The organism is Nocardia rhamnosiphila NBRC 108938 (assembly GCF_000720425.1).
Lineage (GTDB): Bacteria > Actinomycetota > Actinomycetes > Mycobacteriales > Mycobacteriaceae > Nocardia > Nocardia rhamnosiphila.
In genome coordinates this window covers 449,989-468,527 of record NZ_JOAJ01000009.1, presented here as the reverse complement: position 1 = coordinate 468,527, position 18,539 = coordinate 449,989, and the positions used below count along the sequence as shown (strand labels likewise).

The 18,539-nt window shown below is 65.6% G+C and carries 18 protein-coding genes; 5 read left to right on the top strand and 13 right to left on the bottom strand.

Annotated elements, in window-relative coordinates:
- The first annotated feature begins 140 nt into the window (after positions 1-140).
- Complete coding sequence (locus IG75_RS0128860) at positions 141-1,496, top strand: DUF445 domain-containing protein (protein WP_030524498.1); 1,356 nt, start codon at positions 141-143, stop codon at positions 1,494-1,496.
- 240 nt (positions 1,497-1,736) lie between these two features.
- On the opposite strand, the gene IG75_RS0128855 is transcribed toward IG75_RS0128860, so the two are convergent.
- The 3 genes from IG75_RS0128855 to IG75_RS0128845 form a co-directional block, all read right to left on the bottom strand.
- Positions 1,737-2,249 (bottom strand): GNAT family N-acetyltransferase, encoded by a 513-nt coding sequence (locus IG75_RS0128855; protein ID WP_030524497.1) that lies wholly within the window; start codon positions 2,247-2,249, stop codon positions 1,737-1,739.
- 121 nt (positions 2,250-2,370) lie between these two features.
- Entirely contained in the window at positions 2,371-3,423 is a 1,053-nt protein-coding gene (gene rsgA, locus IG75_RS0128850; protein ID WP_036544088.1) for a ribosome small subunit-dependent GTPase A, read from the bottom strand.
- Positions 3,424-3,738: 315 nt separating this feature from the next.
- Entirely contained in the window at positions 3,739-4,368 is a 630-nt protein-coding gene (locus tag IG75_RS0128845) for an NAD(P)H-dependent oxidoreductase (RefSeq protein ID WP_030524495.1), read from the bottom strand.
- 54 nt (positions 4,369-4,422) lie between these two features.
- Here IG75_RS0128845 and IG75_RS0128840 point away from each other — a divergent pair, with 54 nt between their 5' ends.
- The 4 genes from IG75_RS0128840 (at position 4,423) to IG75_RS0128820 (ending at position 7,516) form a co-directional block, all read left to right on the top strand.
- Positions 4,423-4,788, top strand: coding sequence for a MerR family transcriptional regulator (locus IG75_RS0128840; protein ID WP_051746278.1), 366 nt, complete (start codon positions 4,423-4,425; stop codon positions 4,786-4,788).
- Positions 4,789-5,301: 513 nt separating this feature from the next.
- Positions 5,302-6,105: a TIGR03084 family metal-binding protein gene (locus tag IG75_RS0128830; protein ID WP_030524493.1), complete on the top strand. Its 804-nt coding sequence runs from the start codon at positions 5,302-5,304 to the stop codon at positions 6,103-6,105.
- 367 nt (positions 6,106-6,472) lie between these two features.
- Entirely contained in the window at positions 6,473-6,943 is a 471-nt protein-coding gene (locus tag IG75_RS0128825; RefSeq protein ID WP_030524492.1) for an SRPBCC family protein, read from the top strand.
- 9 nt (positions 6,944-6,952) lie between these two features.
- A complete protein-coding gene (locus IG75_RS0128820) occupies positions 6,953-7,516 on the top strand; it encodes a ribonuclease H family protein (RefSeq protein ID WP_051714995.1) in 564 nt (187 codons plus the stop codon).
- 156 nt (positions 7,517-7,672) lie between these two features.
- On the opposite strand, the gene IG75_RS0128815 is transcribed toward IG75_RS0128820, so the two are convergent.
- From IG75_RS0128815 to IG75_RS0128770, 10 genes are all read right to left on the bottom strand, one after another.
- Positions 7,673-8,293, bottom strand: coding sequence for a hypothetical protein (locus IG75_RS0128815; RefSeq protein ID WP_030524490.1), 621 nt, complete (start codon positions 8,291-8,293; stop codon positions 7,673-7,675).
- Between the two features lie 39 nt (positions 8,294-8,332).
- Positions 8,333-9,307 (bottom strand): hypothetical protein, encoded by a 975-nt coding sequence (locus IG75_RS0128810; RefSeq protein ID WP_211145897.1) that lies wholly within the window; start codon positions 9,305-9,307, stop codon positions 8,333-8,335.
- Positions 9,308-9,493: 186 nt separating this feature from the next.
- Positions 9,494-10,654, bottom strand: a complete 1,161-nt coding sequence (locus IG75_RS0128805; protein WP_030524488.1) for an MlaD family protein — start codon at positions 10,652-10,654, stop codon at positions 9,494-9,496.
- A complete protein-coding gene (locus IG75_RS0128800) occupies positions 10,654-11,748 on the bottom strand; it encodes an MCE family protein (RefSeq protein ID WP_245713240.1) in 1,095 nt (364 codons plus the stop codon). The genes IG75_RS0128805 and IG75_RS0128800 overlap by 1 nt, the downstream gene beginning before the upstream one ends.
- The gene (locus IG75_RS0128795; RefSeq protein WP_030524486.1) at positions 11,745-12,845 is read right to left on the bottom strand and encodes an MCE family protein; all 1,101 of its coding nucleotides are present in this window, start codon (positions 12,843-12,845) and stop codon (positions 11,745-11,747) included. Before IG75_RS0128795 ends, IG75_RS0128800 begins: the two co-directional genes overlap by 4 nt.
- Complete coding sequence (locus IG75_RS0128790; protein WP_307687599.1) at positions 12,842-13,840, bottom strand: MCE family protein; 999 nt, start codon at positions 13,838-13,840, stop codon at positions 12,842-12,844. Before IG75_RS0128790 ends, IG75_RS0128795 begins: the two co-directional genes overlap by 4 nt.
- Positions 13,837-14,868 (bottom strand): MCE family protein, encoded by a 1,032-nt coding sequence (locus IG75_RS0128785; RefSeq protein WP_030524484.1) that lies wholly within the window; start codon positions 14,866-14,868, stop codon positions 13,837-13,839. Before IG75_RS0128785 ends, IG75_RS0128790 begins: the two co-directional genes overlap by 4 nt.
- Positions 14,865-16,421 (bottom strand): MlaD family protein, encoded by a 1,557-nt coding sequence (locus tag IG75_RS0128780; RefSeq protein WP_030524483.1) that lies wholly within the window; start codon positions 16,419-16,421, stop codon positions 14,865-14,867. Before IG75_RS0128780 ends, IG75_RS0128785 begins: the two co-directional genes overlap by 4 nt.
- Before the next feature lie 3 nt (positions 16,422-16,424).
- Positions 16,425-17,288: an MlaE family ABC transporter permease gene (locus IG75_RS0128775; protein WP_030524482.1), complete on the bottom strand. Its 864-nt coding sequence runs from the start codon at positions 17,286-17,288 to the stop codon at positions 16,425-16,427.
- A 4-nt stretch (positions 17,289-17,292) separates the two neighbouring features.
- Positions 17,293-18,111: an MlaE family ABC transporter permease gene (locus IG75_RS0128770; RefSeq protein WP_030524481.1), complete on the bottom strand. Its 819-nt coding sequence runs from the start codon at positions 18,109-18,111 to the stop codon at positions 17,293-17,295.
- Between the last annotated feature and the right edge of the window lie 428 nt (positions 18,112-18,539).

Sequence of the window (18,539 nt, the reverse complement as noted above, 5' to 3'; positions counted from 1 at the left end):
GCACCCTATTCCGGTTTTCCGCGGCGCGGCGGTCCCGGACGATGGCCGTGGCGGGCCGATGAGCTCTGATTGACACCCGGGACGGGCCGATGACAATGTGATGATCTCGAATACCCGATCCGGCCCAAGGGGAGCGCGCGATGATCACACTCTCGTCCGGAGTGTTGATCAATTGGGAAGAACTCACGGGTCAGGGCAAGTTCGTCGTCGATCTGATCAGTTTTCCGATATTCAGCGCGGCGGCCGGTTGGCTCACCAACTGGACCGGTGTGCTGATGCTGTTCTGGCCGCTGCTGTTCCGCGGTATCCGGATTCCCGGGCTCGACGTGCTCTATCCCTATCTGCCGCGCCGGGTCCAGGTACTGCCGACCTTTTCCGAGGACGGGTCCCGGCTGGGTTTCCAGGGTTTCATTCCGGCACGCGCCGAGAAGATGGCCAGTATCTGTGTGGACAAAGCCCTGCTGCGGATCGGTAGTCCCCGGGATTTCATCCACGAACTGGATCTCGACGGTATCGCCGACTATGTCGCGGCCCTGGCCCGGAAACAGGTCAAGAGCATTGTCGACGAGGTGATGAACCGGGAGAACCCGGATCTGTGGAATGCCGTGCCCCGGGCGATGCGGCAACTGATCTATCAGCGGGTGGAACGGGAGCTGCCCGAACTCACCGGCCGGGCGTTCGATTCCCTCGGCGACAATGTCGATCAGCTCATCGACGTGAAGGGTTTCGTGATCCGGTATCTGCAGCAGAATCCGCAGATCCTCAAGGACCTCACCACCACCATCGCGGCGCCGGAACTGAAGTTCATGGTCCGCGTCGGCCTGCTCGGCGCCCCGTTCGGGCTGCTGCTCGCGCTCTACCTGCACATCCACTCCGATATCCCGGTCTGGGGCTGGGTTCCGTCCTGGGCGATCGTGCTGGCGGCCTCGGCGCTCATCGGTGTCGTGGTGAACATCATCGCCGTGCGCGTGGTGTTCACCCCCGGCGATCCGCAACCCCGCTACAAATACATCTGGAAACAGGCACTGCTGGCGAAACGGCAGCCGCAGGCGGCCACCGATCTGGCCCATATCCTCGCCTACCAGGTACTCACCCTGCCCAATCTGTCCAACGAGTTGCTCAACGGCCCCAACGGCGACAAGACCCGGCTACTGCTCGAACAGCTCATCTCCGACGAGATCCACCGCCAGCTCGGCCGCACCACCTCGGTGGTGCGGGCAGCGTTCGGGCGACGGCAGTTCGACAATCTGAAGGTCGGGGCGGCGGGCGCGGCGGTCGGATTGGCGCCCTCGCTGGTGGAGGACGCCGATTTCATCCGGGAGCAGGCCGAGAACATCGACGAGTTCGCGGCCCGCAAGCTACAACAGCTGACACCGGGTGAATTCATGGAGATGTTCTACGCCTCGGTCGAACAGGACGCCTGGCTGCTCTATCTGCACGGTGCCGCGCTCGGGCTGCTGGTCGGCGCCACCCATCTGCTGATCTTCGGCTGGTAGTCACTCGTCTCGGCACGCGGGGCACCCGTTCGCCCGCGTGGCGGGCGGTCTCGTCGGATCCGGGACCTTGCCGGGCAGGTTGTGGTGCAGGGCGAAGAGGCGTCGGTGCCGGGGTTGGCGGGGGTTGTGTCCTGCGGCGCCTTCGGCGGCAGGAGATCGGCGCGTCCTGGGCCGGCTGCCTGTATGTCTGCGGCCGGCCCAGGACAACGAGATAGGGCGGAGCGGAGCGTTTCGCCTCGGTTAGATGCCGAAGGGTGCTGCGTAGCGGACGGTGCCGCTGGGCAGTTGTTCGGAGTCGAGGCTCAGAGCCATCAAGGCCTCGTCGGGGACATCGATACTGAGCCGGATGTCGTACTCCGACGCGCGGGTGAACCCGAACCGCGGGTAGTAGGTCGAATGTCCGAGAACGATCACGAAGTGCTCACCTGCCTGCTCAGCGGCCTCGAGAGCGGCACGGATGGCAGCGGAGCCCGCCCCGGTCCTTTGATACTCGGGCAGCACCGCGCACGGCCCGAGGCATAGCGCCGGAGTGTCGTCGACGTGACAGCGAGTCAGCAATGCGTAACCGACGGGCTCGCCGTCGGGTCCTGCGCTGAGGATGGACAAGCTGTCCATCCACGCCGGATCGGCGCGCAGAGCGTCGACGAGGTCGGCCTCCTCGGCAGTGTCGAATGCGGCGAGGTTGATCTTGCGGATCGCGGGGATATCGCCATCGGTCTCGGCGCGGGTGGTCCACTCGGTGTGAGTGCTCAAAACAGTTTTCTCCGTTTCGGGGTGGTGAGTTACTCGGTGGGGGAGCTGCGGGGCCGAAGTGCCTGCCACAGGCAACCGGCGCAGCCGGGAGGGCCCCGGATGCGTGATGCCACAATCGGCGTCAGCGTTCGCGCTGGCGGTCGCGGAATCGATAGGTCGCGCGCAGATCGCGCGTGATCACCTTTTTGGTTTTGCTGCGCTTGCTCGATTCGCGGGCGTTTCCCCGGTCCGCGGCCCGTGCGCTTTCGCGCAACAGCTTGCGGTACCGGTCGAGCCTGCTCACATCCAACATGCCGGCGACCACGGCTTCCTGTACCGCGCAGCCTGGTTCACTGCGGTGTTCACAATTACGGAAGGCGCAGTCTCGGGCGTAGGCCTCGATCTCGGCGAAGACCCGCTCGACCCCGTCCGCGGCATCTTGCAAGCCGATACCTCGTAAGCCCGGAGTGTCGATGAGCACCCCGCCGCCGGGCAGCGGCAGCAACTCGCGGTGCACGGTGGTGTGCCGGCCTTTGCCGTCACCGGCCCGAACTTCGTTGGTATCCATATGCTCTCGACCGAGCAGGGCGTTGGCGAGCGTGGACTTTCCCGCACCCGACGGCCCGAGCAGAACCGTGGTCCCGGTAACCACCTCCGACAGAAGGTCTAGACCCGCGCCTGTCATGGCGCTGGTGGCGACGATGTCCACGCCGGGTGCCAGCGAGGTGAGAGCGGCCGAGGCTGCGGCGAGATCGTCGGTGACATCGGCTTTGGTGAGTACGACGACCGGTCTCGCACCGCTGTCCCAGGCCAGCGCCAGTAGCCGCTCTATCCGGCCCGCGTTCAGCGGTGCCGTAAGCGGGACAGCGATGGCGACGGTGTCGACGTTCGCCGCCAGGACCTGCTGGTGGGAGGTTCGATCCGACGAGGCCCTGGTGATCGCACTGCGTCGTGGCAGCAGCGCCACCAGCTCCGGCTCCGGCTGCGGGCGCAGCGCCGCCCAGTCGCCTGTGCACACAGTATGGGCGGGGTCGAGGGAGGCCACGGCCGCGCTGACCGCGCGGACGGGACCCGATGCGGTCAACGTGTCACAGCGGCCGCGGTCGACCCGCACGACGCGAGCCGGTACCAGACCATCGGCCGCATGCACGGCGAACAGCGCTGCGAGCGAGTCGTCCCAACCGAGTGCGGACAAATCGAATGGGGATGGAGAAGATGAATAGGGTCGGAGCCGATACGGCTCGCGCCGCTATCGGCGAGGGGAATCGGTCAGACCGGAGCCCGGGACGTGAGGATGGTCCGGGCGCTGCACAGGGCAGCGGTCTTCACCGCGATCATCAACTCACCTCCCAATCTCGCTCACCATGTCGAACTCGGACGGACGACCCTAACACCGGACGACAGCACCCGCAATTGCTATGTGACCGGTCTCCTCCACGCCGTCCGCCTGGCGGTTCCTGGAGATTCGAACGATCACCGGTCCCGCACCCGAGGTGTGGCGTCCGATCACTCAGACCGCAACCGGGTCGTACGCACTGTGCGCACGCTGCGCCATCGCGACGCCGATGTTGTATCCCTGAGCGATCAGTTGCTCGTGGACTACCGAGTCCTTGGACTCGGTGTCGTAGAGGAACTCGATGGATGAGTCGCCGATCCGCGAGTAGTCGGCGATGCCGTGCAGCGTCTGAGTCGTCAACGCCGTCTTGTATCCGTGCCGGGCAAACGTACCTTCACCGAGACCAGCACTCGCGACGAGATGTAGTTGCTTCACCACGCTCGGTTCACCGTGCGAAACATCGTCGTAGGCCCCGAATACTCGATCGAACCAGCCTTTGGCGAGTGCTGGCATGGACCACCAGTAGACCGGAAAGAGGACGACGGTCACATCGGCCGATTCGAGCAGTTTCTGCTCACGCCTGACGTCGGCAGGAAGTCCCGCAAGCCCTCTGTGGTGCGCCAGATCCGCCTTTCGATAGACCGGATCGAAACCGGATGCCACCAAGTCATGGGTTATGGCGGTGGTATTTCCATCGGATTCGATGCCGTGCTCGATGGCCCGGGCAATGGCCCAGGTAGCCGAGTCGTGGTCCGGATGTGCAACGACGAGCAACACCTTCGGTCGACCGCTTTCGTTCGTCATGCCGGCCAAACTAAAGTATGACACTGACGTGAATGTCAAGGAGAGGGCGCCTGGATGCGGATACGCGAATTGAGCCAGGCCACCGGGGCGAGCCCGCGAATGCTCCGGCACTACGAGGGTGCCGGGATTCTCTCGCCCGAACGCGACTCCAACGGGTACCGGAACTACCGCCCCGACGATGTTCAGATCGTGGACCACATACGCTGCCTGCTGGCATCGGGCCTGTCGCTGTCGGAGGCATCCGCGATATTGCAGGTCGCATGCATCGATCCCGCCGGCGCCTCCGATGCCGACCGGAAAGCCGCGTTGACGCAACTCGACGAGCGGGCAAGCCGATTGAACGCTGGAATCGCCCGCCTCAGGGCCCAGGAAGCCGAGATCCGCGGACTCCGCGCGAGCATCGAGGCTCGGGCGGAGTAGGTTCCACGACCGCGACAGCTCGTCCAGGCAGCCGGCGGGGACGGCGTCGGCCCATGCGGAAGTGAACGCGCTCGCCCGGCCGGCTCCCGGCGGTCACACCGCTCGGACGTTGCGGAGTTCGCCGGAGCCGTGCGCGGCAGCGACCATGACCAGCAGATGTGGCCGGGTCCGGTGCCGGCTGCGGATCCTATGCGGGTCGGCGCCGAGCAGCGTCCGACTCCGAACGAGATGGGTTCGCACAGAACAGCGGTCCGCTCACGGTTCACCGGATATCAGCGAATCGGATGTCGGCGGACGGTGCGTTCGGCGCCGCGCGAACGCCCTGCTCGGCCCCGGAACACCAGGCGGCCGCCGCGAGGTGCCCCGTCGTTGGGGGGCCGGGCCTTGGCCGCCGGCTACAGAGCCCGTACCTCGGAAGCCGGGCCCCCAAATACAAGCAGGCGTGCTTGTATTTTTTCCGTCGCGCTGGAATGCTGATTCCCGCACCGATGTGCGCGGGACGGAGATGAGAAAATGGCCGATCTGGACGCGTTGCTCCGCGACCTCACCGCGGAAGGCGCCGAGCTCGAGGCATTGGTCGCGGCACTGCCACAGTCGGACTGGGCCCGGCCTACCCCGGCGGCGGGCTGGACCGTCGCCCATCAGATCGGCCACCTCGCCTGGACCGACGAAGTCGCCACGCTGGCCGCCACCGATGCCCGGACCGGTGGCAGCGCCTTCACCGACCTGCTGACCGCGGCGGCGGCCCGGGTAGCGACCTTCGTCGACGAGGCTGCCGCCGAAGCCGCCGAAGCCCCGCCGCCGGACCTCCTCGAACGCTGGCGGCGCGGCCGCGGCGAGCTCGCCGCGGCATTGCGCGCGGTCCCCGCGGACGCGAAGGTGCCGTGGTTCGGGCCACCCATGCGCCCGGGTTCGATGGCCACCGCCCGGCTCATGGAGACCTGGGCACACGGCCAGGATGTCGCGGACGCACTCGGGGTGAGACGCGAACCGACCGATCGGCTTCGCTCGGTGGCCCATATCGGTGTGCGGACCAGGGATTTCGCCTACACCGTCCGGGAACTGCCGGTACCCGCCACGGAGTTCCGGGTCGAGCTGCGTGCGCCCTCGGGTGAGCTGTGGTCGTGGGGGCCGGTGGAAGCGCCCGAACGGGTCACCGGCCCGGCGCTCGACTTCTGCCTCCTGGTGACCCAGCGCCGGCATCCGGACGATCTGGCGCTGCGGACGACGGGCGCGGAAGCGGCACGGTGGCTCACCATCGCCCAGGCCTTCGCCGGCCCACCGGGCAGCGGGCGGGCACCGGGCGGGAAGGGTTGACAGCGCCGGCGAGCGTCACACCAGGTTCCCGGGACAGCCGGACATCGTTGGCCGGATAGATCATCGCGGCAGTCGAGTACAGCGCTCGCCGGCTGGTGATAGGTACCCCAGGAGGTGGGTCCCGAAACCCGGCGGCGGTCACCGGATCGGCACCTTCACTTCGCATGAGCGAGGCCGTTGTGACGCTCGTCTCGAGTGTTCAGGCCACTTGTTCTCCGGCCGTCTCGCCCTCACCAGCTCTGATACGCTCTGCGAACGTTTCGGCGCTGGGTCACAGCCGGTGTCAAGAGGCTATCGACTCCTAATCGGCCTTAAATAAACCGGAAAGCTATAGTACTTTTATCGGGCAGCCGTGGAGGGAGGGCCCGTGGGCTTCATCAAATACGCGAGCGACGTAACGGCGCCGATCACCGTTGCCTTCGCCTATGCCGACGATCCCCTGTCCATCCCGAACTGGATGGTGGGAGCCGCCGAGATCACCCGGTGTGGCGATCCGGAACGCGGTATCGGCGCGAAGTACGAGATCGGTTACCGGCTCGGCCCCTGGCGTCCCGTCCTGCGCTGCGAGGTCGCCGAGCACCGGCAGGACGCGGTGCTGGGCTACGCCCTCACCGGCCCCCTCACCGCCCGGCTGACACTGCGATTCGACCCGCTCGGCCGCGGCCGCTCGGTGTTGACCTCCGAACTCGACTTCCCCGGTTCCAAGGGTTTCGCCGCGGCGCTGCGCGAGCGGCCGCGGGCCGCGCTGCTGCGCCGCGCACTGCGGCGCAGCGAATCACGATTGCGCAGGGCGATCGAGGAATTCCACGGTACCGATCTTGTCGGCCGACTTGCGTAGGGTACTTCCATGATCATCGTGAGTACCGACGGATCGTGTCTGCGCAACCCCGGCGGAGCGATCGGCTGGGCGTGGGTGGACCATGCGGGTGGCGCGGAAAGCGGCGGCGAGGCATCGGGTACCAATCAGATCGCCGAGTTACGTGCCGTCCTGGAGGCGATCCGGGCCCACCCCGGATCGGATCCGCTACTCATCGAGAGCGATTCGCTGTACGCGATCAAGTGCGCGTCCGAATGGCTGCCGAACTGGCGCAACAACGGGTGGCGCACCTCGAGCGGGTCCGCGGTCAAGAACGTCGAGCTCATCCGGGAGATAGACCAGGCCATCGCGGGCCGTCCCGGCCCGGTGCGGTTCCGCTGGGTGCGTGGACATGTCGGTAACTATTTCAACGAACAGGCCGATGCACTGGCCGGAGCCGCAGCGCGAAAGGCGGCGGCCACATCGACGGTAGCGACCCGGACCGTAACCCGGGTCGCCCCCGAAACCTCCGCGGCAGCGAGGAAGGCTGCGGAACCGGCGGTTGTACCGACCGCCGACTACGCGACAACAGCGCAGGCGCTCCACCTGTTCTGAATCCCGTCCGGGATCGGAGCGCCCGCGCTGTTGTCGTCGTAGTACCGATAGATCCGGATACCAACCGAATAGCCTCCGGCGGTGGTGGCTCGACCCACCGCCGGGGGCGCCCGGAGCGGGCGACGCCCCGGAGGGCGTACCTGTCGCTGGTTCGGCTCAGTTACCCGGCTGCGGGGCCGGCTGACCGCCTTCGGGAGCGGCCGGACCGGAGGAGGCGGGCTGGCCACCCTGGCCACCGATACCCGCGAGCATGGCCAGCTCCCACTGGTTCACGATCCAACGGTCGCCGTCCTTTTCCAGGCTCGCGGTCACCGCGATGTCCTGGCGCTTCGGCTCGGGGGTCACCGAATTCGTCTTCATGAGGCCGATATTGACGAGCACCTTCGCGGATTTCTCGTCACCGGACTGGAAACCGCAGGTCGCCTCGTCGACCCAGGACTTCACCTTGGATTCGGTGAGCAGCTGGCGCAGTACGTCCCAGTTCTGCTCCAGCGAGGACACCACATTGTCGGTGGCGCCGTCCTTCATGGCCTGCATGTAACCGTCCAGGTCACCCTGGTAGTCGTAGGTATTGGTCGCGCGGGCGAAATCGCAGGCGGCGCGGGTGGACTGGTCTTGGGCGGCGAGCTCTCCGCGGTTCTGCTGGAACGCCCGGAAGTACACGACGCCGGCGGCGACCAGCGCCACCAGCACCACGCCCGCCACGAAGGCAGCCACCACCGGCAGCAGTCCGGACTTGTCGCCGGTGTCCGGTGCCGCGGTCTCGTTCTTGGCCATAGCTTCGAGTCCTAACGTCTGTTCGTCTCGCGGCTGCAACTACTGCTGCATCATCGGCGTATCGAAGTCGGCGACCAGCCAGGTGCCGTCGATCTTCTGCATGGAGACGTTCGCGGCCACCTTGACCTGCCCCGGCCCCTGCTCCTGCGGAACGTTCGCGGTGGTGAACTGCTGGTCGATGACCAGCACCACCCGGGCCTCGTCACCGGACCCGGATTCGTAACCGCACTGCACGCCGTTGGCGGTGGAACTGACCTTGGACTCGGCGAACCGGGTCTTCAGGTCCGGCCCGATCTGCGAGACCAGCTTCTTCCACTCACCGGTGGCGGACCGGTCCAGGCGCTGCAGGTAGTCGTCGGCCTGGTCACCGGTGTAGGTCGCGAAATTGTTGCCGAAATCGCAGGCGGCCTTGGTGGCCGCGGCGCGCCGGTCCAGTTCGTCCTGTTTGTTTCCGGCGAGGAAGAAGAAGACCCCGACCGCGACGAGGGCCGCCACCAGCAGTACCACGGCACCGATCACTGCGGGTAGCGGGAACGGCGAGCGGCGGCCGGCGGATTTCGCGGCAGCGGCGGCGCCGGACTTCGTACCGGTTTCCGCTTCCGGCTCGGTGGCGGCGGACTTCTTCCCGGTATCGACCTTTTCGGTGGCGGCCTCCGATTCGCTCGAGGCGACCGTGGCGCCGGACGCCGCCTCGCCCGAAGTCGTCGCGCCGGCTCCGGCCTTGTCCACCACTACGGTGTCGTCGTCGGCTGCTCCGGCCTTGCCGATCACCACTGTCTTCTCGTCGCCTGCCGTACCGGCGCCGGTCTTGTCGGCTTCGGCGGTGGACGCCGACTCGGTGGTTTCCGAGGTCGAATCCGGGGCATCCGCCTTCCCGGCCCGCACGGTGGCGTCCGCTGCGCCGGTTTCCGCCGCGGCCTCACCAGCTGTGTTCTCGGCCGCGCCGCTGCTCGGCGCAGCGTCGGTTTCGTCATTACCGGAAGGGGCGTGCTCAGCCGCGGCGTCCGCTGGCACACCGGTGCCTTCCGGCTCCAAGGGGTCGGAGACGGGTTTTTCTGAGGACATCTGTACTGTTCACACCTTCCCGGCGCGGCTGGGGGAAACGCGCCGTAATCTACCGGTCGAAAACGACCGCCGGGTGTGGCGGGCATCTCTGCGAGAGTATGCACCGTCGCACCCGGCGCGCGGCGACCGGTCCTCCTACCGCACGGGCGGCAGCGTACGTTCGTTCGGATCCACCCCCGGCGGAATGGTGGCGCCGTTGTTCGGGATGTTCGGTCGCGGTGCGTTCACCGCACCACGGATCTGCTCCCCCGGTCCGGGGCTGTCGCAGTAGTTCCACATCGGGATGGTTCCGTCCTGCACCACCTGGGTCTTCATCGGGGTGGACTGATACTGGCAGTACGGCCGGAACCAGATATCGAGGATGGTATGGAACTCGTTGTCGTGGGCGGGGACTCCGAGTGCGGCACCACCGATCTCGAGTGCCGGGAACAGCGCCGCCAGTGCGGGGGTACGCAGCTGTGCCGCCCGGGTGAGCGCGAGGAAATTATTGGCCAGCGCGGTGATCGGGTCACTGGTGCTGTCGAGGGTGGCGGTCACTTTCGCGAACTGTCCCGGCGCCTGGTCGAGCACATTGATCAGTTCGGCGTTGGCCTTGTTGAACTGATCGAACAGCACCCGCGAATTGGCGGTCAATGTCCCCAGATCGGGCTGGGCCTGGGAGGTGGTGCCCGCGATGGTGCGCAGATTGGCGATGAGATGCGTGGTCTGCGGCAGCAGCGAATCCATCCCCGCGGTGACCAGGCTGACCCCTTCGATCAGCGAACGCAGCTGATCGGGCCCGCCGCTGAGCGCGATATCGAGCTCGTTCAGGATCACCGCGAAATGTTCCGGGTTCACCTGGGCGATGAGATCGCTGGAATTCTCCAGCACCGCCGAGATCGGGACCGGGGTGCTCACGCGCTCGGGATCGAAGGTGACCTGCGAACCGTCGGTCAGGTACGGGCCCTGGTCACCGGCCGGCCGGAAATCGATGTACTGCTCACCGGCGCCCGACAGTGCCTGGACCGCCACCTTCGTATCCACCGGGATGTCGTAGCGGGAATCGATCTCGGCCTTCGCCTCAATACCGGCGCCGTCGTCGACGAGCCGGAGGTCGCTCACCTCACCGACCCGGTACCCCCGCAGGGTGACATCGTTGCCGGGCTGCAGGCCACCGGAGCGGTCCAGGTTCACGGTCACGGTGTAGGTGCTGCGCAGCGGATTGACCCGCATGACGTTGACCAGCAAATAGGTGCCGCCGATCAGCAGGGCCAGGACCAGCCCGACATTCGACAGCAGAATCTTGTGCTTGGACATCACTGGCCTCCCACGCGGTACTGCACGACCTGGAGGATCTGGAGCAGGCTGCCCGCGAAGTCCTGCAGATCGCGCCCATCGTAGAAGTGGCTGGTGCCGGGTGCGGTCAGCATGGCGATATCGAGATTGGTCACATTGACCTGGGCGGCCAGGCTGCTACCGCGGAAGGTGGCGTTCACCGGGGCCTTCAGATCGTGCAGGGCGTCCATCAGCGCGCCGAAGTTGTCGCCGGTGGCCGCGAGCGCCGCCATCAGGTTGTTGAGATTGTCCAGCGTCCCGGCCAGATCACCGCCGGTGGTGTTCGCGTAGTCGCCGAGCGCCGCGCTGGTGGTCGCGATCTTGCCCAGCAGATCTCCGAGCGCCCGGTTGTTCTCCGCGATGGCGCCGATCATGTCCGGGAGCGTATCGGCCACCTGACCGAGTTCGGTCCGCCGGCTGTCGAGAGTGTCGGCCAGCACGTTGAATTCACCGAGCACGCTGTCGATCTGCGCGGAGTTGGCATTGATACTCGAGACCACGCCGGTGATCTCGTTGACCAGATGCACCAGCTGATCGCTGCGACCGCCGACGATCGAGTCCAGCTCGGTCCCCAGCCGGGTCAGATGGGCGATACCGCCACCGTTGAACATCAGCGAGACCGACAGCAGCAGTTCCTCCACTGTCGCACCGGCCGAGGTCTTCTCGATGGGCAGCGTATCGCCGTTCTCGAGTAGCCGGCTGCCCTGTTCGGCAGGCGGTTTGGAGACCGCGATGAACACGTCGCCGAGCGGGGTGGCCTGGCGCAGTTCGGCGGTGGTGCCCTCCGGGAGGTCGATGTCCTTGCGGATCTCCATATCGACGATGGCCTGGAAGTTCTTGGTCTCGATATTGGTGACCACACCGACATCGGACCCGCCGATCTTCACCTTGGCCTGGTCGGGCAGGTTCAGCGCGTTCTCGAATACCGCCTTCAGAGTGAAGGTGTCACCGCCGATACCGGGTTTCGGCAGCGGGATGTCCTCCACGGTCAGACCGCAGCCGGAGGCCAGCACCACCGTCCCGGCCGCGGTGAGCGCGGCCATGGCGCGGCGGGCCCGGCGAATCGTTCGCATCATTTCGTCAGTCCCAGCAGTGCGGCGGTGAGTCCGAAGTCGGGTCCGAAATCTTCGGGCCGGCCGGTGCGGCAGCCGTCGGACTTCATCTGTATCCGTTCGCAGAACAGGCTGATGAGCTCGCCGTTCGCGAGGTTCGTACCGATCAGCGCGTGCAGCCGGACGTAGCCCTGTTCGTAGTTCATCGACCGGTGGATACTCTGCAGCAGCATCGGCGCGACATCGACCACCTCGGTGACACCGTGCGCGTTCGCCCGCAGCTGCTCGATCACGGTGTTCATCCGGTTCAGCGTGTCCACCAGCTGATCCTGATGCTGCGCGAAAACCGAACTGGTGTTGTTCAGGAAGTCGTAGAGCTGCTGCAGGGTGGCCTGCAGGCCCGGCGCCTGTTCGGCCAGCATGGTGGTCATCTGGGTGGCCTGGTTGCTGAAATCGCGGACGGCCTGGTCGTTCTCGGCCAGCATCGTGGTCAGCTCGTTGAGCTTGATGATGATGTTCGAGATGTGGTCCTTGTTGTCGACACCGACCTTCAGCGCGCTCGACAGCGCGTTGAGGGTGTCACGCATTTTCGCGCCCTGGCCGTTGAGCATCGGGTAAAGCACCCGGCCGGACAGCGGGCCGACGCCTTCCTGGCCCTCCTGGGGTTTGAGCGCATCGGCGAACTTGTCGATGGTCTTGAGCATCGTGTCCAGTTCCACCGGGACATCGGTGCGTTCCAGCGGCAGGTGATCGCCGCTCTCGAGGGTGTCACCCTCGACGTAGCGGGGGGTCATCTCGATATGCCGGTCGGTGACGATGGAGGGCGAGACCACCACCGCCATGGCGTCCTTCGGGATCTGCACATCACCGTCGATGGTCATATGGACCTCGACCAGATCGCCGTGCGGCACGATCTTGTCGACCTTGCCGACCTCGAGCCCGAGCACGGTGATCGGGTTGCCCTCGAACATGCCGGCGATGTTCTCGAAATCGGCGGTGATCTCGAGATCCCCGCCGGTCACGCTGTTCACCACCGAGCAGCTGCCGAGCGCGACCGCCGATACCCCGATGACCAGCGCCTGGGCGGTCCGCTTCACGATCCCGATCTTGTTCTTGCTCATCCCTGGCACCCCTCGGCGACTTCGGCGAAGCACAACCAGTTGTCCGGGAACAGCCACGGAATACCGACCTCGGCGTAGTTGCCGTTACCCCACGCATTGGCCAGGTAGCGCACCGACGGCGGCATGATCGACAGCAGCCGATCCAGGTTGTCCTTGTTCTTCTGCAGGCCCGTTGCCATGGTGTTCAGCTGGTCGAGCGTGGTGCTGAACTGGTTGTTGTTCTGGGCACCGATCGCCTGCAACTGCGCGGTCAGCGTGGCCACATTGTCGAGCAGGGTGCGCAGCAACTGCTGCCGTTCCACCACCCGCGAGGCGATCGCCTCGCCCTGGGTGATGATCAGCAGCGCGCTGTTGCGGTTGTCGGCCAGGATGGTGGTCACCCGGTCGAGATCCTTGAGCAACTGCGCGACATCGCCCTTGCGCTGGTCGATCACCTTGGCCAGCGCACCGATGCTGTCCAGCGACTGGACGACCAGTTCCGGCGACCCCTTCAACTGTTCGTTGAACAGGTTCAGCGATTCGGCCAGCTTGCCGGGATCGAGTTCCTGGAACTCCGGGGTGCCCTTGGAGACCACATCGGCGAGGTCGTAGGGGACCGCGGTATTGGTCTTCGGGATCCGGTCGTCGGGCAGGCCGGAGCCGTCACCGGGATCCAGATCCACATAGCGGGCACCGAGCAGGGTCGCCATCTTGATGGAGGCCCGGGCATCGGGTCCGAGTTTCACGTCATTGCTGACCTGCAGGGTCAGCAGTACGTGGTCGCCCTCGAGTTCGGCGGCCGCGACCCGGCCCACCGGCACCCCGGCGACATCGACCTTGTCCCCGACGGTGATACCGGCGGACTGTACGAATTCGGCCTCGATGGACTGTTCACCGATCCCGAGATTGCGGAATCCGCTCGAGGCCAGCACCAGCACACCGACGACGATGACGCCGATGATGCCGAGGCCGAAATACCGATTGTTGTTGAACCAGGTTTTGAGTTTCGTCATCATGGCCGGCACACCGCCGATTGCGAATTGCCGCCGATCTGGGAGAACAGCCCGCGCGGGAAGAGCACACCGTAGAGCGATACATCCAGTCGGCAGATGTAGGCGTTGGCGTACGCGCCCTCGGAGGTGAAGCGCCCGGCGTCGGCGAGGATGGACGGGAGGTCGATCGCGGCCTGATCCAGCTTGGCACCGTTGGCGAGGAACAGGGTCAAAGCGTCACGTGTCGAATTCTGGACGGCCTCCAGCTTCGGTTGGATATTGCCCACCATGCCGACGAGAGCCGTGGTCGCGCCCGCGATCTGCTCGGTCGAGCCGAGCAGCTGCTGCCCCTGCTCGTACAAACCGCCGATCAGCGCCCGCGTCTGGGTTATCAGCGTCTCCAATTCGTCCCCTCGTTTGGCCAGACCGGCCATCACACCGCTGAGGTTGGTGATCACATCGCTGAGGATGGCGTCGCGCCGCTGGAAATCGGTGGCCATGGTGGCGGCCTGGGTGATGAACGAGCTCAGCGACACCCGATCGCCCTGCAACGCGAGGATGAAGGTTTCCGAGAGCCGGTTCACCTGTGCGGGCTCGAGCACCTCGAACAGCGGCTGGAAACCGTTGAGCAGCGCCGAGATATCGAAGGACGGCTCGGTGCGGTCCAACGGGATGGTGCCGTCCTCGGGCAGCTGGGTCGAATCGCCACCGGACCCCGGCGCCAGCGCGACATAGCGCTGTCCGATCAGGTTCTGGTAGCGCACCAGCGCCTTGGTGTTGCCGAAGAGCGTCTGATCGTCCTGGACGATAAAGCTGACCTTGGCATTGTGGTCGTCGGTGACCTCGATCTTCTGGACCTTGCCGACCCGAACGCCCGCCATCCGGACATCGTCGCCCTCGCGCAGGCCCAGTACATCGGTGAAGACCGCCGAATACGATTTCGTACCACCGTCGACCGTCCGGGCCAGCGTATTCCACACCAGTACCGTGACCAGCACGGATACCACCGCGAAGAGGCTGAACCCGATCAGCGGTTTGCGAACTCCCCTCACGAGGCGGCCTCCTCGGTCACGCGCAGGGTTCCGCCTTCCAGAATCGAACTCAGCATCAGGTACTCCATCGAGGACGGCTTACGACCCAGCAGTGTCTCCACCGCGGCGTCGCCCTCGTAGGTGATCGGTGCGGCCGCGGGTACCACGCCGGTACCCGGGGCGGTGCCGTTGTCCGCGGCCGGTGCGGGCGCACCCGGCTGGGCCGGCGGATTCTGCGGCTGCGCACCGGGCTGTGCGGCGGGAGCCGGAGCCGGCGCGCCGGGCAGCCCCGGAAACTGCGGGAACCCCTGCGGGAAAAGCCCTTCCAGTGGAGTACCGGCGAACGGGTTGTTGCCCGGCGCCTGCGCCGTCGGCGCGGGCGCGCCGGCCTGGGTGGTGACACCCGGGATCACCGGCAGACCGGGCAGCGGCGGCAGCACCGGCAGCCCGTCGGCGGCGGGGAGCCGGCGCGGTTTCACCTGCTCGGGAAGGTAGCCCGGATCCGCGACCGCGGGAGCGGTGGCGCAGCTCGGGCCGGCCAGATCGCCGTAACGCGGGCAGTCCGCCACGGTATTGGGGTTGAACGGGGTGAAGGTGACACCCGCGTTCCAGACCATCTGCCGCTGCGGACCCCAGGTGAATACCGTGTTCAGCTTGCGCGACGAGTTGTTCAGATTGCTGATGGCGTTGGTGATGGACGACGGGTTCGCGGCCAGTGCACCGAAGGTCTGGTTCATCCCGACAGTGAGCTCTTTACCGACATTCGGGTTCCGGGCGAACAGATCGTTGATCTGATCGGCCATGCTGCTGGCGCCGGTGATCACATTCACCAGTTCCTCGCGCCGGTCGGCGATCGTGCTCGCGGTCTCCACGGACGAGGCGAGGACATCCATGAGTTCCGGTGCCGATTCGTTGAGTGCGTGCACCGAACCCGAGAGATCGCCGAGGAAAACACCGAGATCGGGAATCGACTCGTCCACCGAGGTCACCCAGCGGTCGATCCGTTCGATGGTCGACCCGGGCATCCGGCCGCTGCCGTCCAGTGCGTAGGACAGCGTCCCCAGCACCCGGCCGAACTGCATCGGATCGATGGCGTCGAGGATGTTCTGCACCGTGGTCAAGGTGTCCTGCAGCGCGATGGTGCCCTGGCTGCGATCTTCCTCGATGGTCGAGCCCTCGTCGAGGTGGTCCTGGCTGGGCCCGTTGTAGACCAGTTCCACCGAGGTGACGGCGAACAGGTTGCTGGGCACCACGCGGGCGGTGACCGTGGCCGGGATACCGTCGGCGAATTCGGGCTTCAGTTCGATATTGACCTGCTGCAGTTCGCCCTGGGCGGCGACCGACACATTCTTGACCGCGCCGACCAGCACCCCGCGGAACTTGACGTCGGCTTGTTCGGGCAGCCCGTCACCTGTGGTGGTGAGGTTGGCCGTCACCTTGACTTTTTCCACGAAATAGCCTTGATACCGGGCCATCAGGAAGCCGAGCACGACCGCGAAGACGACCAGGCCGCAGGCGCCCGCGATCAGCAACTGCTTCATCGTGGGCCCGCGCCCACTCGGATCGATGATCATTGCCTACCCCGAGATCCGGATGCCGGGGTTGACACCCCAGATGGCCAAGGTCATGAAGAGGTCCACGAAAACGGTGGCGATGATGCACATCTTGATCGCGCGACCGGCCGCGACACCGACGCCCTCGGGGCCACCGGAGGCGAAGAAACCGTAGTAGCACTGGATGAACGTGGTGATGGCGACGAAGACGATAGCTTTGAGCAGCGAGTACAGCACGTCCGTCGGGATCAGGAACTGATAGAAGTAGTGCTGGTAGGTACCGCTGGCGGTACCGCCGATGAGCTGCACGGTCAGCGCGCAGGAGATGTAGGCCATCGCCAGGCCGAGGCAGTACAGCGGCAGGATGGTGATCATCGCGGCGATCATCCGGGTGCTCACCAGATAGGGCAGCGGACGGATGGCCACCGATTCCAGCGCGTCGATCTCCTCGGAGATACGCATGGCGCCGAGCTGAGCGGTGAACCGGCAGCCCGCCTGGGCCGCGAAGGCCAGTGCGGCGAGCAGCGGACCGAGCTCACGGGTGGTGGCGAAGGCCGAGATGGCACCGGTGATCGGACTGAGCCCGAGCAGATCGAGCGAGGTGTGGCCCTGGATGGCCACGGTCATTCCACCGAACGCGCTCAGGATGAGCACGACGCCGATGGTCCCGCCACCGACGATGAGATTGCCGTTGCCCCAGGTGACATCCGAGAGCAGGCGCCAGACTTCTTTCGGGTACTGCTTGAACGCCAGCGGCATCGAGCCGACCGAACGCAGGAAGAAAAACACTTGATGCCCGAGCCGGGCCAGCCAATCGACCGGAGCCCCGGCCGCATTTCGCAGTTGCTGCAGTGGCTTGAGCAGCGGGGGCACATAGGTTGCGGACACCGGCTCACACCACCTGCGGGGGGAACAAAGTGTTGTACACCTGGGTGAAGATCACATTCACTCCGAACAACATCACCGCGGACATGACAACGGCGGTATTCACCGAGTTGGCGACACCGCCCGGACCACCGCGGGTGTTCAATCCGGTATCGCAGGCGATGATTGCCGCGAGCAGGCCGAACAACAGCGATTTCACCAGCGCGACAAGCAGGTCGAGCGTTATCGCAAACGAGGCGAAGGTCGCGATATAGGAACCCGGGGTGCCACCCTGGGCGAAAATATTGAAAATGTATCCGGTCAGAAATCCGACGAAGACCACGAAACCGCAGAGCAGCACGCTGACCAGCATTGCGGCGCCGAGCCGGGGTGCCACGAGCCGGCGCAGTGGGTCGACACCCATCACTTTCATGGCGTCGATTTCCTCCCGAATGGTTCGGGAGCCGAGGTCGGCACAGATCGCGGACCCGACCGCGCCCGCGATCATCAGCACGGTGACCAGAGGCGCGCCCTGCTGGATGATGCCGAGGCCGTTGGCCGCGCCGATGAACGAGGTGGCGCCGACCTGCTGCGCGACCGCGCCGACCTGGATGGATACGATGACACCGATCGGAATCGCCACGAGGAGTGTGGGCGCCGCGGCGACGCTCGCCATGAAGGCGCACTGCCGGATGAACTCGTCGAGAGGGAACCGGCCGCGGAAGATACTGACCACGAGTTCGGAGACCGCTTCGACACCCATGGTCATCTGCCGGCCGAGCGTTTCCAAGGAACGTCGGGGGTGGTCGCGCCAGTAGTCCCGCGTCCACTCGACCGCCCCGCTCAACCGAGAACCTGTTGGTGGACTCTTGGTCGACTGCACTGACTAACCCCTCTCGACGTCGGTTACCTACCCCGACGGCTGGTTTGCTTGAGGCACCTTACTACGTAGTAGTGCGGAACACACCATAGGCGCGAGACCTCGATCACAGATGTTCATCACTTTGTGGCGTGACCACTGAGTTATCACACGTTCCTTGGTGTGTATCCCAACGAGAGTTCCGCGACACCGGAAGAACATACCGCTGACCGGCCCCGAATGTAACGAAGACCGCGAGAACCGATGCGAATCATGGTTCACTTAAATAACGGAGAGTATTCCGGGAAATTAACCCTTTCGCGGCAGTCCGGAGATTCGACCGTTACTCGACCCGCGCGCCCAAATCCGGGACAATTAATAGCGTTCGGCTATTCTTCCGAGGGTTATCGTGGCCG